The sequence below is a fragment of the Massilia aquatica genome (genome assembly GCF_011682045.1).
Classification (GTDB): Bacteria; Pseudomonadota; Gammaproteobacteria; order Burkholderiales; family Burkholderiaceae_D; genus Telluria_A; species Telluria_A aquatica.
This window is the reverse complement of the sequence record NZ_VVIW01000020.1, coordinates 1-23,681: the sequence shown is the minus strand read 5'-3', so window position 1 is coordinate 23,681 and position 23,681 is coordinate 1. Positions and strand designations below refer to the sequence as shown.

Below are 23,681 nucleotides of genomic sequence, written 5' to 3'. Positions count from 1 at the left end.
AGTACCCCTCATATAGTTGTCGTAATATAACATCAGTTTCCAAAAAATAACGTTTGGACGATCTTCTGGTGCACAACCTCATGTATTCTGTACATGTACCTGCGCGTCTCGTTGCGCCGCACGGCAGCTTTCCTCCTTATTCTTTTCTCCTGATATGAACACATCCCAAACCCGTCCCCGGGCACTGATGGTTGGTGCCAAATTAACCCTGTTTACCATCGCCCTGATCAGCGCGATTTTCATTGCCTTCATCCTGTTCGTGGCGCATGCCATGTCGAACGCCATTGAAAAGCGCGCCAACGACACGGTCAACACGCAAGCGGAGGGAGTGGGCAATGTGATCGAAACCTTCAACCGGACCCAGCTCGGCAACATCGAAAAATTTTCCAGGGTATTCGCCAGCCTGTTGCCCGGCAAGTTCTCGGTCGACAGCGCGCGCAGCGTGCAGACCGGTGCGGTGATGGCGCAGGTGATGCAGCACGACGGCGTCGACCTGAACCTGAATTTCTCCACCGTGGACCGCTTTTCCGAAATGACCGGCGGCAATGCGACCATCTTCATCCGCCATGGCGACGATTTCGTGCGCGTGGCCACCTCGGTCAAGAAGGCGGACGGCGCGCGCGCGGTCGGCACCAATCTGGGCAAGACCCATCCGGCGTTCGAGCGCGTCATGCAGGGCAAGAGCTACCGTGGCATGGCGGTCCTGTTCGGCAAGCCGCACGTGACCGAATACGTGCCGGTGATGGACGCCGCCGCCAAAGTGATCGGCATCTTGTATGTGGGCGTCGATATTTCGAGCGACATCGAGGCGCTGAAAAGCCTGATCAAGTCGCTCAAGGTGGGCCAGTCCGGTTACTACTTCGTGCTGAATGCGAAAGAAGGCGACAAGTTCGGCGAGTACGTGGTCCATCCCGAACTGGAAGGCCGGACAGCGCTGGCGCAGCGCGATACCGGTGGCCGCGCGTTCATCGACGAGATCCTGCGCAGCGGAAAGGGCATGATGCACGTGGTGCCGGCCGGCCCCAAAGGCGAGGCCGGGCGCGAGCGCATCCTGGTGTACCGCACCAACAAGGACTGGAACTGGACCATCGTCGGCGTGGCCTTTGCCGACGAGGTGACGCAGGAAGTGAGCAGCCTGCGCCTGACCCTGTTCGTGGCCGGCGGCGTGGCCTTGCTGGGCTTTGCGGCGGCGCTGTTTTTCATCGTGCGCAAGATCGTCTCGACCCCGCTTGGGCTGGCGACCGCCGCCGCCGAACGCCTGGCCCGGGGCGACCTGACGGTGCGCCTGCACGCTGGCACGCACGATGAAATCGGCCAGTTGATGGAAGCGATGAACGGCATCAGCGCCGGCCTGGCCACGGTCGTGACCACCATTCGCCAGGGCACCGGCGACGTGGCGACGGCCTCGGGTGAGATTGCCTCGGGCAACCAGGAACTGTCGTCGCGCACCGAGCAGCAGGCCGGCTCGCTGGAAGAAACCGCCTCGTCGATGGAAGAATTGACGGTGACGGTGCGCCAGAACGCCGACAACGCGCGCCAGGCCAACCAGCTGGCCCTGTCGGCCTCGGCCATCGCCCAGAAGGCTGGCAGCGTGGTGGCGCAGGTGGTCTCGACCATGGAAGCGATCAACGCGTCGTCGAAGAAGATTGCGGACATCATCAGCGTGATTGACGCGATTGCGTTCCAGACCAATATTCTGGCACTGAATGCGGCGGTGGAAGCGGCGCGCGCCGGCGAACAGGGGCGCGGCTTTGCGGTGGTGGCGACCGAAGTGCGCTCGCTGGCGCAGCGTTCGGCCGAGGCGGCCAGGGAAATCAAGGTGCTGATCGACCACTCGGCCGCCAGGGTCGCCACCGGCAGCGAACTGGTGACCAGCGCCGGCCGCACCATGGACGAGGTGGTCGGCAGTGTCAAGAAGGTCAACGACATCATGGGCGACATCGTGGCCGCGTCCGATGAGCAGAGCGCCGGCATCGGCGAAGTCAACCAGGCGGTGGCCTCGATGGACCAGGCCACCCAGCAGAACGCCGCGCTGGTGGAAGAAGCCGCCGCCGCGGCGCAAGCCATGCAGGAACTGGCGGCCGAACTGGAACGCTCGGTGAGCATTTTCAAGCTGGCGTAAACAGCGTCTTCACGGCGTGATCCCTGTCGATGGCCGGCCCGCGTTGCAGCGCGTGCCGGCCATTGTCGTTTTCAGGGAAGGCCGCATGATAATATTGTTCATAGTAAATTTGCCAGCTTGTCATTTGGATCAGCCGAAACAGGCCGCTTTGCCCTGCAAGCGATAATCAAAGGAGATGTATGACGATTCGCCCGATGGGTCTGATTTTTGCCGTGGCGCTCGGCGCCAGCGGCGCGGCGTGTGCCGGCGCAGGCGTGGACAGTGTGTACACCAGTGTCGAAGGCCGCTCGTGCAAAAAGACGGTCCTTGAAGAAGTGAGCGACGCGCATATCCTGAACTGCCCCGGTGTCGGCAAGTTCACGCTCCAGGTATTCATCGACGATGGCCGCAGCACGGTCAACATCGTCAGCCCGGAAAAGAAGGTGTTCGAGTTGCAGTACGAGAAAGTGGTCACAGAAGGATTTGCCTGGCTGGGCAAAAAAGCCGAATGGCGGGTGAGCAGGCAAGGCGGCAAGGTGGTTCCGGTCGCTTTGATTGTGAACGTTAACGGCACCGATCAAACCGATCTGGACCGTCCCAAGCGCGTGCCCTTGCTGGCCGTGGCGCAGATCCGCGAGACCGAAGCGTGCGTGGTGAAAACGCTGCGCGCTGGCTCGGCTGCCGCCAGTGCCGAGGCCAGGGCCATCGCAGACGGTCCGGCGCTGCCTTGTTTGAAAACCGTTGTTCCCCCGAACCAGCCGAAAAAACGATAAGGCCTGGCCAGCGCGGCCTGGCCTGCAAGCGCTCAACTAAAGGAGATGTATGACGATTCGCCCGATGGGTCTGATTTTTGCCGTGGCGCTGTGCGCCAGCGCCAGTGCCGGAGCGTCTGCCCGCACCAGCCCGGAAAGCGTGTACACCAGCCTGGAGGGCAAGTCGTGCAAGAAAGTCATCGATGACAAAACCACCGGTGCTTACACCCTGACCTGTCCGGGTGTCGGCAAGTTCGCACTGCAAGTGCTGGACGACGACGATCGCAGCTCGGTCAATATCGTCAGCCCGGAACAGAAAGTGGTCGAGTTGCAGTACTGGGACGTGGTAACGCGCGGCTTTTCTTCGCTGGGGAAAAAAGCGGAATGGCGCGTGGCCAGGATTGACGGCAAGTTGGTTCCTGCCGCCCTGATCGTACGCGTCAACGGCTCCGACCAAACCGATGTCGAGCATCCGAAGCGCGTGTCGCTGCTGGCCGTGGCGCAGATCCGCAAGAGCGAAGCGTGCGTGGTCAAAGTGCTCGGCGCCGGCGCCACCAATGCCCAGGCCAGGGCGATTGCCGACGGTCCGGAACTTCCCTGTCTGAAAACAGTGGCTCCCCCTGAACCGTCGAAAAAACGATAATGATCCGGCAATGGTCCCTTGTTGTGCTTGCGTTCATCTCGTCCACCACGGTGGCCGGGCAGGATGGCGCAAGCGTATTGAACGGTCGATGGAGCGTGACCGGCGTCGCCGGCGCGCAAGATACGACGTCGAAGAGAACGGGCTCAATGTGAGGCGCGCAAGGCGCCCAGCGCTTGCTTGAGCGTCTCGCCGTTGCGCCAGGGCCGGGTCAGGGCGCAAGTCCGACGCGGCGCATGACCGCCGCATGCCAGATGGCCTCGCCGGCGGGCTCCATGCCGGCTTGCGCGAGCAGTGCGTCGATCATGTCGGCGTAGAATGGGTCGGCCATCTCTTTGACCAGCGGCAAGTTCAGCGCGGCGAATACCTTGACCCAGGCGCCATCCTCCTTGCCCGGCTGGCGCAGCGCCAACTGCGGATTGAACTGGTAAGACCCGGTCCGCACGCGCTGGAACAGGCGCCGGTTGTAAGCGTAGTCGCGCGCGACCTCGTTGCGCGCCAGCACGCCTGAAATGAAGGTGCGCTTGGCGCGTTCGGGCGCCAGCACCGTGGCCGGCCATTTCTGGTAGGCGTCGAGCAGCATGCCGGCGTCGAAACCGCCGCGGTCGCTGGCGTCGGCCCGGCCGAAGCATTCCTTGAACAGCACCCACATGGTTTGAAACAGCAGATACTCGGACTGGCGCCGGTCGATCCGCACCAGGCGCTCGCCCGCCATGACGTCGATGCAGGCCGGCGCCACCAGTTGGTAGACGGCGCCGAACGCGCCACCGGCATAGGCGCTGTCGCGCAAGGCGGTGGCCATGGCCCAGTGCAGCGCATTGCGGCCCAGATGGTCGGTCGCGGACGGGTCGGCGCCGCGCGCCAGCAAGGCCTCGATGAGGGGCAGGTTGCCGGCCGCGGCGGCCGCCATCAGCGGGGTCTGGTTCATCGGGGTGCGGTGCTCGACGCCGTGCTTGTCGCACAGCTTGAGCACGTCTTTGATATTGCGCGCGAAATAGGGCATGTAGTGGCGCCGCCCCAGGGTCGTGCCCAGCCGGCGGAACTGGAGCGCCTGCTCGTAGCCGGCACAGCGCGCCAGCAGGTCGGCCAGCACCGACTCGTTGAAACAGGCGGCGTATTCGTACAGCTGGCTCTTGTGCTTGCTGCCCGGGGCTTGCTCGCGAAACACTTTCGCCAGGCTCTCGCGCAGCCTGGCCTCGCCGAACACGGGCCAGGGCACCGGCGTGCTTTTCAGGATCATGCGTTCGATCGCGTCGGCTTGCTCCTGCTTGCCTTGCAAGGCCAGCTTGCGCGCCTCTTTTTGCCAGTCTTCCAGGCTGGATGCGGCCTCGGCGGCCTTGGCCGGGGCGCCGGCCTGGGCTATATCGAGCAAGCGCAGCAGTGGGTGGGCGCAATCCGATTCGACCAGGTAGACATGGCGTACGGCGCGCGTGAGCGCCACGTACAGGGCATTGACGTAGAACTTGTAGATTTCGAGCGACTTGTCGGACTTGTCCCTGGCGCGGCTGTAGGCCAGCTCGGCGCCGGCGATATCGGCCGCGTCGATGCCCTCGGCAATGTCGGCGAAGCGGGCGCGGTTGCCAGAAATGAAACGGAACAGGACGATGCTGTCGTACTCGAGACCCTTCGCTTCGTGCACCGAAAAAATCAGCGGCGTGTCGAAATGCTTGCGCGCTTCTTCCTTGTCGTCGTCGCGCAGGACCAGCACCGCGAAGCGGGTCGAGCGGCGCGTTTGCGCGTTCAGCTCGCGCCGCGCGCTGTCGCTGTCGGCCAGCAGGCTGACCGTACCGGCCTCCTGGTTGACGGCATCGACCAGGAAATTGCTCTCGCGGTCGATCGAACCGAAACGGCGGTGCTTGATTTTCAGGAGCGCATTGGCGACCCGCGTGACCTCGGCGCCGTTCCTGAAATTGGCGCGCAACACGTGCAGCTGCTGGCGCTCGGCCAGGTCGGGGTCGCGCCAGAACAGCGATTTGACTTTGCTCCATGAGAAAAAATTCGGATGGACGATCTGGTTCGAGTCGCCGCACAGCAGGAACTGGCCCGGGTTCTTGAGCGCGCGCAACACCAGCGAAAGCTGGGCAACGGTGAGATCCTGCACTTCGTCGACCACCACGAAGTCGTAGCGTGCGCTTACCTCGGCGCGCCACGCGTGCGCCACCAGATTCAGGTCGAACAGCGCCGCTTCGTGCAGCCAGGCGCGGTAGCGCTCGAACAGATCGTACAGCGCGTCGCGCTCGTCTGCCGCGAAAATCGACTGGCGCGTGCCGAGCGCGCGGTATTGCTCGCGCGTGAGCACGGCGGCGGCGTCGGCGCCGAGCACGCCGCGAATTTCTTCGAAGGCCTGATGGGCGTCAATGCCCTTGAACTGCTGGCGCATGCGCGCGAACCAGGCGGCAAAGTCGCGCCAGCCGGCCTCGCGCCCGGGCGGCACCCGGATCGACTCGAGGAACTCGCGGTAGGACAGGAAGGTCGCTTCCTGGCCCGCCTGCTCGAATCCCTGGGCGTAATACAGGTCGCGCGCGGACTGCGCCAGGTAGGCCGAATGGGTCACGTACAGCACCTCGCCCGGCACCTGTTTCATTTTCTCGAGCGTGAGCGCGGTCTTGCCGCTGCCGGCGCTGCCGACGATGATCAGCGGCGCACTGTGCAGATAGATGGCGTGCTGGGAGTCGTCGAAGGACATGGCCTTGTCGAGCCAGTGCACGCGCCGCCGTTGCGGATGCAGGTAGGGCATCGGGGTGGCGTGTTCGACCGCCTCGGCCAGCTCCGCCACCGGGATGGCGTGTTCGTCGATGCGGGCGCCGCGCATGAAGCGCGACTTGTCGTAGGCGTGCTGTTCGATTACCTCGAGCAGCAGCGCATACACGTCGCCCTGGTAGCGGACAATGGAGAACAGCAGACGGTCGGCGTAGTCGAGCTTGGCCCGATAGATGCGCGCGTGGCTCAGATTGGCCAGTTTCTTGACATCGATCGAACGAAAATCGTCGCGTTCGATGGCCTGGCGCACCTTTTCATAAGGTGCCTTGTTGCGCGGTGGCGTAAAACCGGCGTATTCGAGAATTTTCATGGAGATGACGCTGGCACTGTCAATGTGGCGATATTGTAGCTGGAGCGATCGGCTGTGAGGCGCGGAAATGCGGCGCACGAAAGGCGCGCCGCGCAAGCCCGATGTGCTCCTTGCGTGACGTACCGTACGGACGGGCCCGGTTTTTCAAGGCATTCTGTACCCATCGACACCACACAACTTTTACAGGAGCACGATCATGGGTAAATATGTCATTGGCTGGATGCTGGGAATTCCGACCGTCGTACTGGTGGTTCTGTATTTCATCTTTAACTGATACAGCAATGCCTGGCCTTCAAGCCGGCTTGAACAGGGCGATGCCTTGTTGCAGTAACTGAAAACGCCACCCTCGGGTGGCGTTTTTGCATATCGGCGGGCTGCGCTGCCCGCCCTCATGACTCAGGCAGCCTGGGCCAGCGTCGGATAATCGGTATAGCCGTGCGCGCCGCCGCCGTAGAAGGTGGACTGGTCCGGTGCGTTCAGTTCGGCGCCGGCGCGGAAGCGCTCGACCAGATCCGGATTGGCCAGGTACGGCCGGCCGAAGGCGATGGCGTCGGCCACCCCGCTGGCGATCAGGGCGTCGCCCTCGGCTGCGCTGTAGCCGCCGCAGAAGATGAGCAGGCCACCGAAGGCGGCGCGGAGCTGGCGCCGGAAGGCATCGGTCAGTTCCTCGCCGCCAGCCCAGTCGGGTTCGGCAATGTGCAGGTACGCAATGCCGCGCCGCTGCAATTCGGCGGCCAGGTACAGGGCGCTCGCTTCGGCTTGCCTGTCGGCGATGTCGTGGCCGACGAAATGCGGCGACAGGCGCACGCCGACGCGCTCGGCACCTATTTCGGCGATGGCCGCGTCGACCGCGTCGAGCGCCAGGCGCGCGCGGTTCTCGAGCGAGCCGCCGTAGGCGTCGGTGCGCTGATTGGTGTTGGTCGACAGGAACTGTTGCAGCAGATAGCCATTCGCCGCATGCACCTCGACCATGTCGAACCCGGCGCGCTTGGCGCGGATGGTGGCCTGGCGGTACTGCGCGATGATGCCGGGCAGTTCCTCGGTGGCCAGGGCGCGCGGGGCGCCGGTGGGCACGTTGGCCGGGGTGCCGTCCGCTTGCACGACGAAGCATTTGCTGCTTGCCGCAATCAGCGCCGAGGGCGCCACCGGGTCGATGCCGCCGGCTTGCAGCAGCGGATGCGAAATGCGGCCCACATGCCACAGTTGCGCCGCCATCCTGCCCCCCTGCGCATGCACGGCGGCGGTGACTTTCTTCCAGCCGGCTTCCTGTTCATCGGTGTAGATGCCGGGCGTCCAGGCGTAGCCCTGGCCTTGCTGCGAGATTTGCGTCGCTTCCGACACGATCAGGCCGGCGCCGGCGCGCTGGGCATAGTATGCGGCATTCAAGTCGGTCGGCACATCGCCCGGCTGGCCTGCGCGCGAGCGCGTCAGCGGCGCCATGATTACACGGCTAGACAGGGTCAGTGCGCCAGCTTTGACGGGCGATAATAAATGGTCGTACATGGATTCTCCTGGTAGGGCAATACGGGTATTTGAATTAGACCGGTCGTCTAGTTTAGCATCAAAACACCAATCGGCTGGCGCCCGCTTGCGCGCCGCTGCGATAATGACGGCTCTTTTTCTCCGGCCCTGTTTTTCATGACCATCCCCAGCTTCACCGAAGACGATATTTACGACAATACCAGCGTCGCCAGCTTCGAGCGCGGCCTTGACTACTTGAACAAGGGCAAGGTGCTTGCCTGCCGCATTGTCGGTGACGAGATCGCCGGCAAGGTGGGCGGCAGCGGCCGCCAGGTCTACCAGCAAATGATTTGGGTGAGCGACGATGGCGCAACGGAGATCGAGGGCAATTGCTCCTGTCCCATGGAGTATAACTGCAAGCACGTGGTCGCCGTCCTGTTGAAGTATTTGCAAGATCAGTACCCGCAAGAGCAAGCGTTTGTGCCGCTGCCTTACGCCAGCGCTGCCTGGCTCGACCGGCTTGCCGGCGTCGCCGTCGCGCAGCGGCCCGCTGCGGAGGCGGACACGCCGGCGTCGCCCCTGATCTTCGTTTTCGTTCCAACCAAGCAAAATAGCGGCCTCGAACTGGCGCTCTGCCGCGCCCGGGCGCGCGCCGGCGGCGGCTATGCCAGCGCCACCGCGATTACGCAGGGCTTTGAGCTGGTCGCCGAAGCGGGCAGGGGCGGCCCCCGGGGCGAATTGATCCGCCTGTTCCTCGCTTTGCGCGCCGATGGCGACGCCTATGGCGCGGTGGCCCAGCCGCGCGGCGCGCTCGGTGCGCAGTTGCTTGCGCAATTGCTGGACCAGGGCCTGCTGCTGCGGGCCGCCTCGCGCAAGGACCTCAAGGGCAAGATGCGGCAACTGACACGCGGCGCCCGGCGCGCCGCCGCGCCGGCCTGGCGCAGCGGGAACGGCGTCCTGCGCCTGGTCTGGGAAAGCGAGGGCGGCGCCATCGAGACCATCCTGCCGACCGATCCGCCGCTGTACCTGCACGAGGGCGAGATTGGCGAGCTCGACTTGCCGGCCGCGCTGCGCGGCATGTCCACGGCGGCGGTGGTCGAACTGGTCCGGCAGGCGCCCCAGGTGGAGGCGGCGCAGGCGGCGCATCTAGGCGCTGAAATGCAATCCCGGCAACTCGATCGCCTGATTCCGCTGCCCCCGGTGAGCGGCGTGATCTTGCGCAGCGATATCCCCTGCACCCCCTATCTTTTGCTGGGCAGCATGGAGAGCGCCACCGGTGCGCACGATTACGCGGTGCTGGCCTTCGACTACGACGGCGCGCGCGCCTCGGCCGACCCCGGCGCGCGCCTGCTCCGCAGCGGCCCTGGCGGCAGCGAGCAGATCGAGCGCGACGGCGGCGCCGAGGCGCTGGCCCGCGCCACCCTGGAAGGCTACGGTTTCCAGCCCAGCAGCGCGCCGGCGCTCAAGCACTTTGCGGGGGCGCTCGAGCTGGCCGATAGCGAGGCCTGGCTGGAATTCGGGCGCGCCGGCCTGCCGGCCCTGCGCGCCCGGGGCTGGCTGCTGGAACTGGCGCCGAGCTTTCGCTTTGATGTGCGCGCGATCGACGACTGGTACGTCGACGTCGATGCGGGCGGCGAAGGCAACGCCTGGTTCGACCTGGAACTGGGCATCGTGGTCGAGGGCGAGCGCGTGCCGCTGCTGCCGATCCTGTTGCAACTGATCCGCAGTGCGCCGATGGAGTTCGACGCGCAGGCGCTGGCGGCGCATGCCGACAGCGACCTGCTGATGGCGCGCCTGCCCGGCGGCGCGCGCGTGGGCCTGCCCTGGAGCCGCGTGCGGCCGATCCTGGCCACCCTGGGCGAGCTGTATTTTTTGGAGCGCATCGGCAACGCCATCCGCCTGCCCAGCCTGGACGCGGCCCGCCTGGCCGAGCTGGAAGCGGGCGCGCGCCTGCGCTGGATCGGCGGCGAACGCTTGCGCGCCCTCGGCCAGCGCCTGGCCGGCTTCGACGGCGTGCAAGCGGTGGCGTCGCCGCGCGCCTTGCAGGCGACGCTGCGCAGCTACCAGCAAGAAGGCGTTTCGTGGATGCAGTTTCTGCGCGAATTCGGCCTGGCCGGCATCCTGGCCGACGACATGGGCCTGGGCAAGACCATCCAGACCTTGTCCCACATCCTGCTCGAAAAGGAAGCGGGGCGGCTGGATCGTCCGGCCCTGGTGGTCGCGCCCACCAGCCTGATGGGCAACTGGCAGGACGAAGCGGCGCGCTTTGCGCCTTCGCTGCGCGTGCTGCTGTTGCACGGCCCCGAGCGCGCCGGGCGTTTTGGCGAGATGTCCGGCTGCGACCTGGTCCTGACCACCTATGCGCTGCTGCCGCGCGACGAAGCGGCCTTGCTGGGGCAAGAATTCCATCTGCTGATCCTGGACGAATCGCAGTACATCAAGAACCACCGCAGCAAGGCGGCCGAAACGGCCGCGCTGCTGCGCGCGCGCCACCGCCTGTGCCTGACGGGCACGCCGCTGCAAAACCACCTGGGCGAATTGTGGTCGCAATTCCACTTCTTGCTGCCGGGGCTGCTGGGCGATGAAAAGCAATTCAACAATGACTTCCGCAAGCCGATCGAGCGTGACGGCGACGCCGGCCGCAACGCCTTCCTGACGCGCCGCATCAAGCCGTTCCTGCTGCGCCGCACCAAGGACCACGTGGCCAAGGAATTGCCCGCCAAGACCGAGATGCTGCGCGAAGTCACCCTGGCCGGAGCCCAGCGCGACCTGTACGAAACGGTGCGCCTGGCGATGGACAAGAAAGTGCGGGCGGCGATTGCCAGCAAGGGGGTAGCGCGCAGCCAGATCGTGATCCTGGAAGCCCTGCTCAAATTGCGCCAGGTGTGCTGCGACCCGCGCCTGGTGGCCATCGGCGGCAGGAAGAAAAGTGCCGCGCCGTCGGCCAAGCTGGCCGCCTTGAGCGGCATGCTCGACGAGTTGCTCGACGAGGGCCGCAAGATTTTGGTGTTTTCGCAGTTCACCAGCATGCTGGCGCTGATCGAAGAGGAACTGCGCGCGCGCCATATTCCCTACGCCTTGCTCACGGGCGAGACCCTGGACCGGCGCGCCCAGGTGGCGGCGTTCCAGGGTGGCAAGGTACCGGTCTTCCTGATCAGCCTGAAGGCGGGCGGTGTCGGCCTGAACCTGACGGCGGCCGACACCGTGATCCACTACGATCCGTGGTGGAACCCGGCGGTGGAAAACCAGGCCACCGACCGCGCCTGGCGCATCGGCCAGGACAAGCCGGTGTTCGTCTACAAGCTGATCGCCAGGGACACGCTGGAGGAAAGAATCCAGGAGATGCAGCAGCGCAAGGCGGCGTTGGCCGGCGCCGTGCTCAGCGGCGGCGATACGCAGGGATTGCAGATCACCCAGGAGGATTTGCAGGGGATCTTTGCGCCGCTGGAGGGGGAGACTGCGCGGGCGGAGATGCTGGCGGTGACGCCATTCGGGCGGACTTAACCCAAAGGAATGTGATGAATCTTGCAGCGTACGACGCGTTTTTCGAGGCCCATCGAACCGGGAGGAAGAGTGCCGCCAAGGCTGCCGTGCGCGCATTTACCGCCTCATTTGCGTCATTCGAAGAAAAGCAGGCCTGGGTCAGCGGTTTTTTGCGCACGCACGATGCGGAAACGAGAATCCGCCACGAGATTTACGAAGAACTGGTGCTGCCCGTCTTATTGAAGGGCTATCACGCATCGGATGCCTGGAGCACGCAATGGCTGGCCATCACGGCGCCGAACCTGCACGAGGCCCGGCATCAGTGGGCGCAACTGGATTTCATTTCCACGTATGCGTTGTTGAAACGCTGGTATTGCCTGGCGCCGGAATCGGCGGCCGCCAGGCAAGCTCTGCTGGAAAAATTGATCGACCGCTTCGTCTATAGCGAACATGAATGGCCAGGGGTCATTCTGTGCGGGATGGGTGGGGCGACCCTGGAGCAATGCCATCAACATGCCGACGCCGTGGTCGAGGCGCGCGCGCTCGATATCGACGGCGCCTGGACGGCTTTTCTGGACGAGTTTGACGACAAGCTCAGGGTCTACCAGGCACGCCTGCTGAACGAGGCTGATCAATAATCAGCGCTTGCGCGAGCGATATTGCGCGAGCAGTTCCTGTGATTCCGTGAGAAAGAAGGCCCACGGAATGCAGAACATCGCAGGGATCATCAGCATGGCTGCGGGAATGCCCGAACCGAGTCGGAAGGCGGTTGAGCAGGCAGGCGGCCAGGATTGGCGGCGCTGTGGAGTATAGCTCAGTGGTGCGGCGCGTCCCCGCCGGCCCGCATTGCCAGCGCCAGCCACGCGCCATCTTGCGGTCCGGGAAGAAGCATGACGCCACGGCGTTATTGCGGCGATGATTCAATCCGCCGCGCCATTCTGCGCATGATCGGTACACTGGCTGCATCGAAAACAGCTGTCGAGGACGGGACGCCCCCGGTATGAACAAGGTGGCAAGTACATATTGACAATAGTCAATATATCTTCCAGATTGACACGGAAAGCGCTCAAGCCTGGCTGCAACACGCCGATAATTCTGTTTGGCATTCTACCCAGACAGGATTTCCCTTGCAGTATCTAAACGGCACCTATCACGCGGGCTTGGTTGTTCTCGCCATCTTCGTCGCCATGATGGCATCCTACACCGCCATTAACCTGACCGGCCGGGTAGTGGCAACGCGCGGCCGCGCCAGTACGCTCTGGCTGGCCGGGGGCGCGCTGGCCATGGGCTGCGGCATCTGGTCGATGCACTTCATCGGCATGCTGGCGTTCAGCCTGCCGATACGCATGAGTTATGACATCGGCATTACGATGCTGTCGCTGCTGGTGGCGATCGGCGTGTCCGCTTTTGCCCTGCGCATCGTTACCCGTCCCAGTGTCAGCCGGATGCATTATCTGGTGGGTGGCTTGCTGATGGGCTTTGGCATTTGCGGCATGCACTATATGGGCATGCATGCCATGAACATGTCGCCGGCCATCAGCTACGACGTGGTTGGCGTGGCGGCATCGGCGGTCATTGCCGTGGTGGCGTCGATCGTGGCGCTATGGCTGGCGTTCACTCTTCGGGCCGGCAACAGTTGGGTGGCACATGCCAAGAAGGCGGGTGCCGCGGTGCTCATGGGACTGGCCATCATCGTCATGCATTTCACCGGCATGGAGGCGGCGCGCTTCGACGCTGCCAGCGTGTGCACCTCCACCGGCGGGCTCGACGGAAACTGGCTGGCGCTGCTGGTCGGCGTCGCCTCAGTCTCGCTGCTGACCATGGCCTTGCTGCTGTCGGTGGTCGATTCGCGCCTGTCCACGCGCACGGCCAGCCTGGTCAGTTCGCTGCGGCGCGCCAACCGCCAGTTGCACCATCAGGCGCTGCACGACAGCCTGACCCGCTTGCCCAACCGCAGCCTGCTGGAAGACCGCATTGTCCAGGCCATTCACGGCGCCGAACGCTCGGGCAAGCGCTTTGCCCTGATGTTCCTCGATCTGGACCGTTTCAAAACCATCAACGATTCGCTCGGCCATCAGTACGGCGACAAGCTGTTGCAGGCGGTAGCGGCGCGCCTGAGCGACTGCCTGCGCGCCAACGACACGGTGGCGCGCCTGGGCGGCGATGAATTCGTGGTGCTGCTCTGCGACGTCGGGGCGCCGACGGCGGTGGCCGGCGTGGCTGGCAAACTGCTCGACACCATCGCCCTGCCGCTCGATGTGGAAGGGCAGGTCCAGAGCGTGTCGGCCAGCATCGGCATCAGCATGTATCCCGACGACGGCACCAGTTTGCGCGAACTGATGACCAATGCCGACAGCGCCATGTATCATGCCAAGAAGGTCGGACGCGCCAACCACCAGTTTTTCGCGCCGGCGATGAACGCCGCCGCCGGCGCCCGGCTGGCGCTCGAAAGCGCGCTGCGCCTGGCGCTGGAACACCAGCAATTCGAGCTGCACTACCAGCCCAAGGTCGATGTCGCCAGCGGCGCGGTGGTGGCGATGGAAGCGCTGGTGCGCTGGCATTGCCCGCAGCGGGGCATGGTGCCGCCCAACGATTTCATCGGCGTCGCCGAGGAAATCGGCCTGATCATCCCGCTCGGCGCCTGGGTGCTGCGCGAGGCATGCCGCCAGAACCGCGCCTGGCAACTGGCCGGCATGGCGCAGCTGCGGGTGGCGGTCAATCTGTCGGCGTATCAATTCCGTCAGAAGGACTTGCCGGAATTTGTCGCGGGCGTGCTGCGCGAAACCGGCATGGATGCCTCTTGCCTGGAGCTGGAAGTGACCGAAAGCGTGGTGATGCACAACCCGGCCGAAGCGGCGCAGATTCTCGACCGCCTGCATGGACAGGGAATCCATATTTCGGTGGACGATTTCGGCACCGGCTATTCCAGCTTGAGCTACCTGAAGCAGTTCAGGCTCGATACGCTCAAGATCGACCGTTCTTTTGTGCGCGACATCAGTTCCGACGCCGACGATGCCGCGATCGTGCGCTCGGTGATCGCGCTGGCGCACAGCCTGCGCCTGAAGGTGATTGCCGAAGGTGTCGAAACCGATGCGCAGCTGGCATATCTGCGTGAACTCGGTTGCGACCAGTATCAGGGCTACCTGCGCAGCAAACCGTTGCCGGCGCACGAGTTCGAAGCCCTGGTGCGTGCGGGCGGCGGTGCGCCGGTGCTGACAGCGGTGGGCCGCTGATCGTCGGATGCGCAGCGCACCGGCGGTCACAAATAGGTACACTGGCTGCATCGAAAACAGCTGTCGAGGCCGGGATGCGTACGATGGATTTCAGTTCATGGCAAGGGGCGATGACCACCATCGTCGGATTGGCGGTATTCACCTTGCTCGGGGTCGGCATCCGCATGCTCATCATGCAGACCGTCCAGCAACGCCGCGAGCGCATGAACCGCCAGATCAACGAGCGCCTGAAAACGCTGATGTCGGCCTATCGCACCCTGGGCGGCTCGTTTACCGGGCAATTGACGGTCGATCCGACCCACTTGCGCGATGTGCGACAGGGCAGCCGTGCCGCGCTGGACGAGGCCGGCGTGCCAGATGCGCCGGCCAGTTCCGATCGCTCGCGCCGCATCCGTGACGCGGTCGAAGCGGCGCTGGCCGACATTCTGCTGCTGGGCACCGAAGAGCACTGCCGGCTGGCGGGCCAGGCCGCGGCCGACCTGGCTGCCGGCCGTCCCATCCACACGGCGGACCTGGTGATCTCGCTGCGCAGCTTTATCCGCGCGGCGCTCGACCTGGGGCCGGTGCCGGGCGACGTCATCATTCCGCTGCAAGGGCCGACGCGCGCGCAGGCCGGCGCCGGCCGGGGCAAGGGCGAGGCCGACAGGGGCCGCAACAAGGGTGCGGCCACGGAGATGGAGGGCGGTAGCGGCGCCATGGGAATCCAGATGGCGCCGGGCACGGGACGCAACGAGGGCGGCCATGCATGAAGACGGTGTCCGTTTCCGATTGTGTTACCGGGATAGTGGTATGTTTTGCATGTGAGGCATAGAGGCCAGGCCATGCCGTCGTTGGCGCACGCTGCATGGGTGGTCGACGCGTGACCGTGCTTGTGATAGTTCCCGCTGTGGTTTTCCGTTGGCGTCTCCCGCTTCTTTGCAATTTCTAACATTCGGTGGTTCTGCGTGGGTCATTTTCTTTCCGTTGTGTTCCAGACCGTCCGGCGTAACCTGTTTGTATTCACGTTTATTGTGCTCGTTCTGGTGTCCGCAAAATGGATGCGCAGCGAGTGGATGCAGGTTCAAGGCATAGTCAAGGAAGTTCCGGCGCTGCGCGCAGTACAAGGTGAGCTGAACGACCATCAGGCCACAGTCGCACAGCGCATTGCGCGGCAGGTGGAGCAATTGTCCGGGGCGACGGTGCAGCAGCTCGATGAGCAAATCCGGGTCCTCGACAAGGACATCCGCCTTCAGCAGCGCGAACTGGATAAGGTAGCGCTAGCCGATGGGATCGTGGAGCACGTAAGGCAGCACGCCATGCGTGGCGCCGAGATCGAACTGCGGCGCCAGGCCAAGGCGCATCTGGTCGCCTTGCGTGCGCACCTTGTGGTATTGGGCAACCGGCAGGCGGCGCTGGACAGACTCGGGCAACTTCGGCTCGTGCACGTGAAAATCTACGCGGCTTACCAAAACAGGCAGCAGGAACTGGAGCGGAGCCAGGCAGTGGGAGGTCTGCTTGTCCACGTTCCCTTCACTGAGCCATACAAGCGCGTGCAGCGATTGGAGAGGGCAGTCAACGACCTGCGCACCGCGAACAGGACGGCGTACAAAGATTTTCTGGCGCAGCAGGCGCTTCTCGAGCGGCTTTCGCTTCCGGCACCGATGGCCGCATTCCGGGTCGATGAGCAGCGCCTCGCCATGATCAGCGCACCGCTGCGGGAACGGTTGCACACGGCGCAGGGCATGGCGGCACGGAACCACCTTTGGCAAGCTTACCAGGCCGTGCGTCCGGTACTGCCCGTGGCGGTCGGCGTGCTGATCGGATGGTGGCTGGTGCCGGCCGCCATCCGCACCTTCTTCTATTTTGTGCTGGCGCCGCTGGCCGCGCGCAGGCCAGCGATTGTGATCGGCAAGACACAGGGCAGGACACAGGGCAAGGCGCCCGCCTCACCGTCCGCCAACGCGCAGCGGGCGCGTCACAGCTCGGTTATCTCTGCGGTGTCGCAGAACGTGGTCCTGGCTGCCGGCGATGACATGCTCATCCGTCCCGACTATTGCCAGAGTCAGCCCGCAGGCCTTAACGTCACCACCAAGCTGCTGTTTAGCTGGCGCCACTGGCTTACCAGCATCGCCGCGCACCTATGGATGTTGAAGCGGATTCGCCCCATGCGGCCTGCCGATGTGGTGGTGTCGGCCACCGTCGACGCGCTCGATGAAGTTGCGCTGATCGAGCTTGCCGAGGGAGAGGCGATTGTGCTTCAGCCACGCGGGCTGGTCGGGATCGTTTGCAAGGGTGGGCAGCGCCCCACCATTCGCAGCCACTGGCGCCTGGGCACCTTGCATGCATGGCTGACGCTGCAGTTGCGTTACCTCGCTTTTGAAGGACCGGTCACGCTCATCGTCAAGGGCTGCCGAGGCGTGCGGCTCGAAAGCGCCGTGAGCGGGCGCACCATCAGCCAGGATGCGACCCTGGGTTTCAGCGTCAACGCCATGTACGCCACCGTCCGCGCCGACCCGTTTGTTCCCTATCTGAGAGGCAGGCAGCCGCTGTTTTACGATAAATTCAGCGGGCAGGATGCCTATTTCCTGTACGAGGAAGTGCCGCGTAATACGCGCCCGGGCGGGCAACAGCATAATCCCCTGGAAGTCGTGCTCGATGTGGGCTTGAAGGCTTTTGGCATCTGAGTAAGTGCGCAGACATTCTTGTTATTTCCAGCTTCCATCAGCGGCGCCTTGCTGTGTGCCCACCGCTTTGCCTGTTCACCATTGTAACTCCGATATAATTGCTTTTTAGATACTTTTCATCCATGAGGCTGAATCCGGTCCTTTTCTGGAGAGACAATGAGAATGATGCGCACATGTACCCTGGCTGCTGTGCTGGCGGCGCTGGCTGCGCCCCCGAGCATGGCTGGAACGAATGCCGGTTCGGCTGTGCTCGGACGGTGGACGGTGACCGGAACGGCTGGCGCGCAGGAAACCACGTCGCTATCGAGCGACGAGGTCGACAAGCTGGTCGGTACCGAGTTCGTCGTCACAGCCGAGTCCGTGCAGTTTGCTGGCGAAAAATGTGACAAGCCAACATTCAAGCAATCTCGCCACAACACAACTAACTTTTTTTGGCGCGAGTTCAAGCTTGATCCGGGCAGCATGCGCTTGCCCGATCGTGTCACTGAAATTGCGATAGATTGCCTTCTGCCTTCGCCAATCACCTTCATCTATTTCAGGGATCAGCGCCACATCGTCTTCTTCTGGCGCGGATTCTTTCTCGATGCAAAGCGGTAGAGCGGTAAACAGGACATACCGTGTGAACGGGCTTTGAGAAGCGCGTAAATGCGGGCTTTGCGCGTGGTTTTCCTGTTGCAGCATCGATTCCGGGAAGACTGCCGGCGCGTTCTGATTGACGCTCCCCGGCGCTCCTCCAGAGCGGCCGGGCGCCAGCCTGGGATGCGGGCCGCGCTCCGGGCATCCGGAGAAAAACAGGATTCGCCAAGGTCCACCACAGGCGGTCGGGGAAAAAGCGCGTGCAAAGCCCACATTTGGGCGCTTTTACAAAACCGCTAACCAGACGCCACCCGCCTATGCACACAGCCCGGCGATATCGCGTATCAATTCGCTCAGGGCAACGGGGTCGAGCGTGGACAGGCTTTCTGTCGGTGAAGGAAAACCGTCCCGGTTGGCCTTGCCGTACTGTACGAAGGCGAGCGTCTGCTCCGGGTTCTCGGTAAGATTGCCGGTATAAATGCCGGGACTAAAGGAAAGCATGGCCGCCTTGTCAGTGCCGATCGGCTTGCAGAAGTAATACATGCAGCCGTGGTCTTCCGCACTGCCGCGGCGCCAGCCCCGGTTGACCAGGCCGAGTATCCGGCCGGTCGGCACCACCTTGCCCTCCCACCTCTGCAATGTGCACCCGTCCAGCTCGTCTGCTTCAGCGCGATAGCTGTCGCGGCCGAGCTGCGCGAATGGCTGCAGCAATTCGTAGTCGGCGAACAGCTGGCCAAAGGCGGTAGCGTCGCTGGCGGGCAGTTCCAGCGCATGAGGAATGCCGATCCGCACGTCGGAACCGGTGGGAAGCACAAAATCCTCGTCGCCGGCGCCCGTATAGAAGCCCTCCGGCGTCACCCGGAAACAGGCGACCAGGCGCGCCCGCTCCTGCGCCACCTGCTGGTATACGCCCCATACCAGGCGTTGCACAAGGTGGCGCAGCAGCGGGTGCTGCGCCAGGACGGCCACGAAGACGTCGGCAGTCCAATGACGTGGCGTGCACATGGCGCACTCGAGCCGGAATACCTGCTGCGCCGCGATCACCTTGGCATCCTTTTTTAGCAGCTTGAAGCGCGCCACCGCTTCTGCCGCCAGAGCCTGGTCATCGCTGGCTTTCGGTTTCGGCAGGTCTTTCAGGCGCGCCCCGCTGTCGTCGCGCACATAGGGATTGAGCGTCTCGTCAAAGCCGACCGTAAACCGGCGCGGCCCGAAGTCCAGTGTGAGCTTGCCGTTATCGTCCAGCCCCAGGTCCGGCGCGAGCCGGTCCTCGAGTTCCTCGATGCTCAGATTGCGCGCGTCGGCGATCTGCGCGATCTTGGCCCGTGCGCGGTCCTGCAGGGCCTTGAACTTGAGTTTTTTTGCGATGCCGTTCAGGAGCATGAGCGCCGTATCGGTGCCGATGGCAGCCAGTATGTCCAACCCTGCTGCCGCGCGTGCGTGTTGCGACTGGCCGGGCCACGCCCGCACCAGCGGCGTCAGTTTGCGCGCGCTGTGATCGTTGCCCAGCATCCCCAGCGCGAGAAAGGCCCAGCCCTCCTTGGCCGGGGCGCCGGCGTCCATCCAGGCCCTGAACAGATCCCAGGCGAAAGCGTCCAGCGAATCGGACGTGCACGCCGCCTTGACGTCGACGATGCCGGCGTAGGGGCCTTCAATGGTGGGAAAGCGCAGCATGGTCCCGAGATGGTCGAGCGCCTCGTCGGGCAAGCCCTTGCCGCTAGCGGCGAGGACCGGGCGGGTCCATCCGGCCGGCTGCCAGAAATCGGGCGCCTTGATGCGCTTGTCGGGGTAGCGTTCCAGCGGGTCTTCATCCAGCAGCGCGCGCACGCGCAGCGCCACGGCCGGATCGGGGTAGCGCTTCGCCACCGCCATCAGCAGAGCGTCGTGGCCTTCCGCCGCCAGCAGGCGCAGCGCCAGCACCGCGCAGCGGCGCTCCGGCCCAGGCACCGCCAGCGCATAGGCGATCAGGCCGCAGGCGGCATGTTCGGGAAACGCCAGCAGCCACTGGCGCGCGGTATCGCGCACCGTCTTCAGCTCTGCAAAGGCACGCGCGACGGGCAGCGCCAGTTCGATCGCCCCCAGGTGCAGCGCGAGGTGCAGATTTTTCAAGGCACGGAACGTGCAAACGAGGACCATGCCGGGGAGCGCGCCGACACCTGACCGGGCAAGGACAAAATCGATATCGTAGTCCTCCTGGCAGGCTAGCTCATTCCAAAACGCCAGCCCCGTTGGCTGCGGCATAAGCATGGCGCCGCGCGCACTGAAACAAGGGCACTCGTTGCGGCTGTCGCGAAGCTCGATCCACAATGCGGCCAGGTCAGCGCCATCGTGCTTCGCCAGGCAGCGCGCGACACGGTCAGTGTTCTTCGTGCCGAGGCAGAACCACTCGATCAGCTCAGGCAAGTTGCCCAGCTTTTCGATGCGCGTCTGGTCCCACTCGCTCGGCACAAGGAGTGCCTCGCGTTCGCCCTCGGCCCACTGTTCGACGGGCGCCAGGTCCAGCAGATCGAGCTCCATCGCTGCCGGTGCGCGGCGCCCTGGCACCGTCCACGGCGCCACGGCCAGCACGCGCGGCAAATCGGCCGGCCCGGCCAGGTCGGCGCGCTCGCCAATTTGCGCGCTCACGATGTCGATGACCTTGTTGGCCTCGTCCGAGAGCCATGGCCGCAGCGCGGCCAACATGTCGGCCTGGCTGCGCAGCAAGGTCGCGAGCATGGGCGCGAACGCCGTCATGGCCTTGCGCTCGGCACCGATCATCTCGCTCAGCCCGGCAATGCCAGCCAGCGGCCAGCACTGCACGGCAGCGGTGAAGCGCGCCATCGCCTCTTTGCCGGTGCTGCTCGCCCGGGCCAGCGCGCGCATGGACGAAGGCGTGCCGATACAGGCCAGGCCCTCGGCAGCCAGCTCATTTTCCGGGTACGCGACCAGCAGCGCCTCGGCAGCGAGGCCGCGTTCCTGCAGCAGCGTGGCGACCAGCCGGGGGTAGGTGAAGCCCGATTCGGCGCCACGGTATGAGGGCGGCGCATATGTCATCAGGCGCACGGTTTGCGGCGAGCTTGCCCCCAGTTGCAACCAGTACGCGGGCGTAAAGTCCGGAGTGGCCGCGTAGTCCAGTATCAGCTGCTCGCACCAGCCGGCCTGCTCGGAAAACAGCAGGCCGAACAGTGGACGGCGCTTGACCGGCAGGCCGGGCACGGCTGCCTGGCAGAGCGCGAGGCATTGATCCCATGTAGCCTGGTCGGCATGGGCCAGGTGTGCCCGATAGGCCAGTTCGGTGGCCGTGTAAATGCCGTTACTCGTGTAGTTGAAGGCATTTTCGTCGGCATCGGTGAAGCTGAAGTAATACCCGTTCGATTTGTGCTCGACGGTGCAGCTCCAGCGCTCCATCTGCAACAGCACGTCCAGCGCGTAGACCAGGCCCTTGCGTGCCACCAGAAAATCGACGAATGCCGACCCGGTGCTGCGCGCCGCCTTGCTGTAGGAAGGTAATTGTGCTTCGGCCGCAAGCAGGATCGCGTCCGATTCCAGCGAGCCTTCCCATTGGTCCTGATGGAAGCGTGTAGCAGCCTCGTTAACGGCGGACTTGAAAGCCTTGGAGGCCACGTCGTACTCGGGATAACAAAAGCTCTCGGTCATCGCTTCGCAAAATTTGTCCCACAGTTTTGCCAGGTCGTTGCCTGGCTTTTTGCCGGGAAAGCGGCGTGACGGCAGCGCCAGCGCGGCCAGCTTCGGCGGTATGACGACGAGGGTGTCGAGTGCCAGCCACGGGGCGATATCAGTGCGCGCGCCAGGGGACGCGGGCGCTGCCGCAAGCGGAGCGATGGGTTCCGCCGGCGCCACAGATGGCGTCGCTGCCTGCGCAGCCGGGACGGGCAGCGGGACCGGCGCTGCGACAGGGGCAGCGGCACCTGTTTCGACATAGCCCTTTGCGGTCTTCTCCTTGACCAGCTTGGCCAGCGCCGCGGCCGCCTTGGCCGCATCGGCATGCGCCTTGGTCTGGCGCTGGCCGGCCGTCCCGGATTTGCCAAAGCAAACGTTAAGCTCGCAATCATCCTGTTCAATGCTCCAGAATTTCCGGGATGTGCCGTCGTCAAACTCGAAATGCCGCATGCGTTCCGCCTTATTGTTGTGTGCGTCGATCAAACTAATAACATTGCATTATCGTTCATGTAGGTCGGCAGGCGCGCTTACAAACCCGTGCAGTGCCCGACATACCGCGTGCGACGCCATCGCGGCCCTGACGGCGAACCTGATCACCAGGATGACGTGTCGCAGAAACGACAACGCCCACTTGCATGAGTGGGCGTTGCGTGAACGATGTTCTTGGTGGCCGGGGGCGCAATTGAACCCGCGACACAAGGATTGTCGATCTTTGCGCCGCGCCTGCTGCTATGCCCTTGGTTTGCCGGACCTAGGCTTTGCTCATGTCCGCAGATTGAGCATGGGTCGGTGCCTATAAAACACAGCGCCAGACCTGCTGGCGCATCGCTGCGCCTCTGCCTGTCTATATCGTTTTTCGTCAACGTTCCTCACCACACTTCCAGCGTCAGCGTCCGCTGCTCGCCGCTGTCCGAATGCGATGCATGCATATGGATGCGCGAAGGTACAAAACTCGACTCCTTGTATTCAGGGCGCACGTCCAGGTTATTGATTGCACCATCCTCAATCCATGCACGCAGCGCTTGTATATGCGCTGTCCGTTGCCTGACCGTCCTTGGCGGGACGTAAACGACATTCATCGCCACATCTTCCCCGCCAAACTCTGCGGGGAACATCAAGAGCTTGGCCAATTGCCCCTTTGCCTCGAGCTCTTTTGCCTGACTGAGGCTCGCCACCTGCGCAAAGTCGGGTTCTTCGATACGGACAACACTGGCCCGGTCCAGAACGCTCATCTGGCCCACGCCAGCTTTCTTCAGCTCGGCCAGCAAATGATCGCGCCCATTCGTCATCGACCAACGCATTTCATCTTCCGTGATCACGGTGGCGACAAGCAGTTCCATCTTCCCGTTGGGAAGATCAAGGTGATCGGGGAGTGGTGCGTGCGCCTTGCTGATGAGCAGGGTCACCGATTTCCCTTCACCGATCCCGATCTGCTCAACCGTGATGCCCTTGTGCTTTTCCACGAAGCCGAGAAAGTCAGCGTCCTTGAGCACTTCCGCTTTGGCCGCCCATTGCAAAACCCACAGTGGCCAATCAGCATTCTCCCTGGCGAGGACGATCATCTCGTAACCATAGCCCGGGCGATCGCTGCGCGGCCTTATGTTCGCCTTCTGGCGCAAGGTGCCGGCCAACCCAACGGTTCGCTGGCCGTGATTGTCGCTGGACGTGGATTGCGCGTCGACCATCTCGACTGTGGCGGGCATATCGGGATTGGACAGCCCGAAGGTCGAGTACATGAAGCCTGGCTCACCCGCGATCCTGGTCGGGATGACGTAGAGCCCTCCGCCTGGCCATACGCCGGAAAGATCCATCATATGGAGGATGTCAGCTGGCAATGGTCCAAAATGTCGTTCGAACAATCGGGAACGCGCGTCGTAGACCTGCTGCCAGAGAACCTCATCTACTGATGGTACGGGTTTGCTGTGGTCAAGTAATTTCGGACACCACGATAGGTTCGCGTACTGCCATTTTCCGTTCGTAGACGGCGGGCGACAGATTGCCCAATGCTGAATTGATGCGTTTGCAGTTGTAGAAGCCGACGATGT

General features: G+C 63.8%; 13 protein-coding genes. 9 read left to right on the top strand and 4 right to left on the bottom strand.

Annotated elements, in window-relative coordinates; all coding sequences use genetic code 11:
* The first annotated feature begins 187 nt into the window (after positions 1–187).
* The 3 genes from F1609_RS35110 (at position 188) to F1609_RS25415 (ending at position 3,496) form a co-directional block, all read left to right on the top strand.
* A complete protein-coding gene (locus F1609_RS35110; RefSeq protein ID WP_308609567.1) occupies positions 188–2,122 on the top strand; it encodes a methyl-accepting chemotaxis protein in 1,935 nt (644 codons plus the stop codon).
* Positions 2,123–2,301: 179 nt separating this feature from the next.
* The gene (locus tag F1609_RS25420) at positions 2,302–2,874 is read left to right on the top strand and encodes a hypothetical protein (RefSeq protein WP_167079446.1); all 573 of its coding nucleotides are present in this window, start codon (positions 2,302–2,304) and stop codon (positions 2,872–2,874) included.
* Positions 2,875–2,923: 49 nt separating this feature from the next.
* A complete protein-coding gene (locus tag F1609_RS25415; RefSeq protein ID WP_167079445.1) occupies positions 2,924–3,496 on the top strand; it encodes a hypothetical protein in 573 nt (190 codons plus the stop codon).
* A 208-nt stretch (positions 3,497–3,704) separates the two neighbouring features.
* On the opposite strand, the gene F1609_RS25410 is transcribed toward F1609_RS25415, so the two are convergent.
* Both F1609_RS25410 and F1609_RS25405 read right to left on the bottom strand, forming a co-directional pair.
* On the bottom strand, positions 3,705–6,563 hold the full coding sequence (locus F1609_RS25410; RefSeq protein ID WP_167079444.1) for a UvrD-helicase domain-containing protein: 2,859 nt from the start codon (positions 6,561–6,563) through the stop codon (positions 3,705–3,707).
* A 396-nt stretch (positions 6,564–6,959) separates the two neighbouring features.
* Positions 6,960–8,066 carry an alkene reductase gene (locus tag F1609_RS25405; protein ID WP_167079443.1) on the bottom strand — a complete coding sequence of 369 codons (1,107 nt, stop codon included), beginning with the start codon at positions 8,064–8,066 and terminating at the stop codon, positions 6,960–6,962.
* A gap of 135 nt (positions 8,067–8,201) precedes the next feature.
* Here F1609_RS25405 and F1609_RS25400 point away from each other — a divergent pair, with 135 nt between their 5' ends.
* The 6 genes from F1609_RS25400 (at position 8,202) to F1609_RS25375 (ending at position 18,000) form a co-directional block, all read left to right on the top strand.
* A complete protein-coding gene (locus F1609_RS25400) occupies positions 8,202–11,528 on the top strand; it encodes a DEAD/DEAH box helicase (protein WP_167079442.1) in 3,327 nt (1,108 codons plus the stop codon).
* A gap of 14 nt (positions 11,529–11,542) precedes the next feature.
* Positions 11,543–12,145, top strand: coding sequence for a hypothetical protein (locus tag F1609_RS25395; protein ID WP_167079441.1), 603 nt, complete (start codon positions 11,543–11,545; stop codon positions 12,143–12,145).
* Positions 12,146–12,634: 489 nt separating this feature from the next.
* Positions 12,635–14,740, top strand: a complete 2,106-nt coding sequence (locus F1609_RS25390) for a putative bifunctional diguanylate cyclase/phosphodiesterase (RefSeq protein WP_229422059.1) — start codon at positions 12,635–12,637, stop codon at positions 14,738–14,740.
* Positions 14,741–14,814: 74 nt separating this feature from the next.
* Positions 14,815–15,489, top strand: a complete 675-nt coding sequence (locus tag F1609_RS25385) for a hypothetical protein (protein WP_229422058.1) — start codon at positions 14,815–14,817, stop codon at positions 15,487–15,489.
* 195 nt (positions 15,490–15,684) lie between these two features.
* Entirely contained in the window at positions 15,685–17,403 is a 1,719-nt protein-coding gene (locus tag F1609_RS25380; protein WP_167079439.1) for a hypothetical protein, read from the top strand.
* Positions 17,404–17,559: 156 nt separating this feature from the next.
* Complete coding sequence (locus F1609_RS25375; protein ID WP_167079438.1) at positions 17,560–18,000, top strand: hypothetical protein; 441 nt, start codon at positions 17,560–17,562, stop codon at positions 17,998–18,000.
* Positions 18,001–18,294: 294 nt separating this feature from the next.
* Here the strand turns inward: F1609_RS25375 and F1609_RS25370 are convergent, their stop codons facing one another.
* Both F1609_RS25370 and F1609_RS25365 read right to left on the bottom strand, forming a co-directional pair.
* Positions 18,295–22,086 carry a DUF4132 domain-containing protein gene (locus tag F1609_RS25370; RefSeq protein ID WP_167079437.1) on the bottom strand — a complete coding sequence of 1,264 codons (3,792 nt, stop codon included), beginning with the start codon at positions 22,084–22,086 and terminating at the stop codon, positions 18,295–18,297.
* A gap of 419 nt (positions 22,087–22,505) precedes the next feature.
* Positions 22,506–23,450: a suppressor of fused domain protein gene (locus F1609_RS25365; RefSeq protein ID WP_167079436.1), complete on the bottom strand. Its 945-nt coding sequence runs from the start codon at positions 23,448–23,450 to the stop codon at positions 22,506–22,508.
* Positions 23,451–23,681: the final 231 nt, after the last annotated feature.

What these genes read in the sequence shown, in the direction of transcription:
- F1609_RS35110 (WP_308609567.1), top strand. Translation starts at nt 188, where the DNA reads ATGGTTGGTGCCAAATTAACCCTGTTTACCATCGCCCTGATCAGCGCG.
- F1609_RS25420 (WP_167079446.1), top strand. Translation starts at nt 2,302, where the DNA reads ATGACGATTCGCCCGATGGGTCTGATTTTTGCCGTGGCGCTCGGCGCC.
- F1609_RS25415 (WP_167079445.1), top strand. Translation starts at nt 2,924, where the DNA reads ATGACGATTCGCCCGATGGGTCTGATTTTTGCCGTGGCGCTGTGCGCC.
- F1609_RS25410 (WP_167079444.1), bottom strand. Translation starts at nt 6,563, where the DNA reads ATGAAAATTCTCGAATACGCCGGTTTTACGCCACCGCGCAACAAGGCA.
- F1609_RS25405 (WP_167079443.1), bottom strand. Translation starts at nt 8,066, where the DNA reads ATGTACGACCATTTATTATCGCCCGTCAAAGCTGGCGCACTGACCCTG.
- F1609_RS25400 (WP_167079442.1), top strand. Translation starts at nt 8,202, where the DNA reads ATGACCATCCCCAGCTTCACCGAAGACGATATTTACGACAATACCAGC.
- F1609_RS25395 (WP_167079441.1), top strand. Translation starts at nt 11,543, where the DNA reads ATGAATCTTGCAGCGTACGACGCGTTTTTCGAGGCCCATCGAACCGGG.
- F1609_RS25385 (WP_229422058.1), top strand. Translation starts at nt 14,815, where the DNA reads ATGCGTACGATGGATTTCAGTTCATGGCAAGGGGCGATGACCACCATC.
- F1609_RS25375 (WP_167079438.1), top strand. Translation starts at nt 17,560, where the DNA reads ATGAGAATGATGCGCACATGTACCCTGGCTGCTGTGCTGGCGGCGCTG.
- F1609_RS25370 (WP_167079437.1), bottom strand. Translation starts at nt 22,086, where the DNA reads ATGCGGCATTTCGAGTTTGACGACGGCACATCCCGGAAATTCTGGAGC.
- F1609_RS25365 (WP_167079436.1), bottom strand. Translation starts at nt 23,450, where the DNA reads ATGATGGATCTTTCCGGCGTATGGCCAGGCGGAGGGCTCTACGTCATC.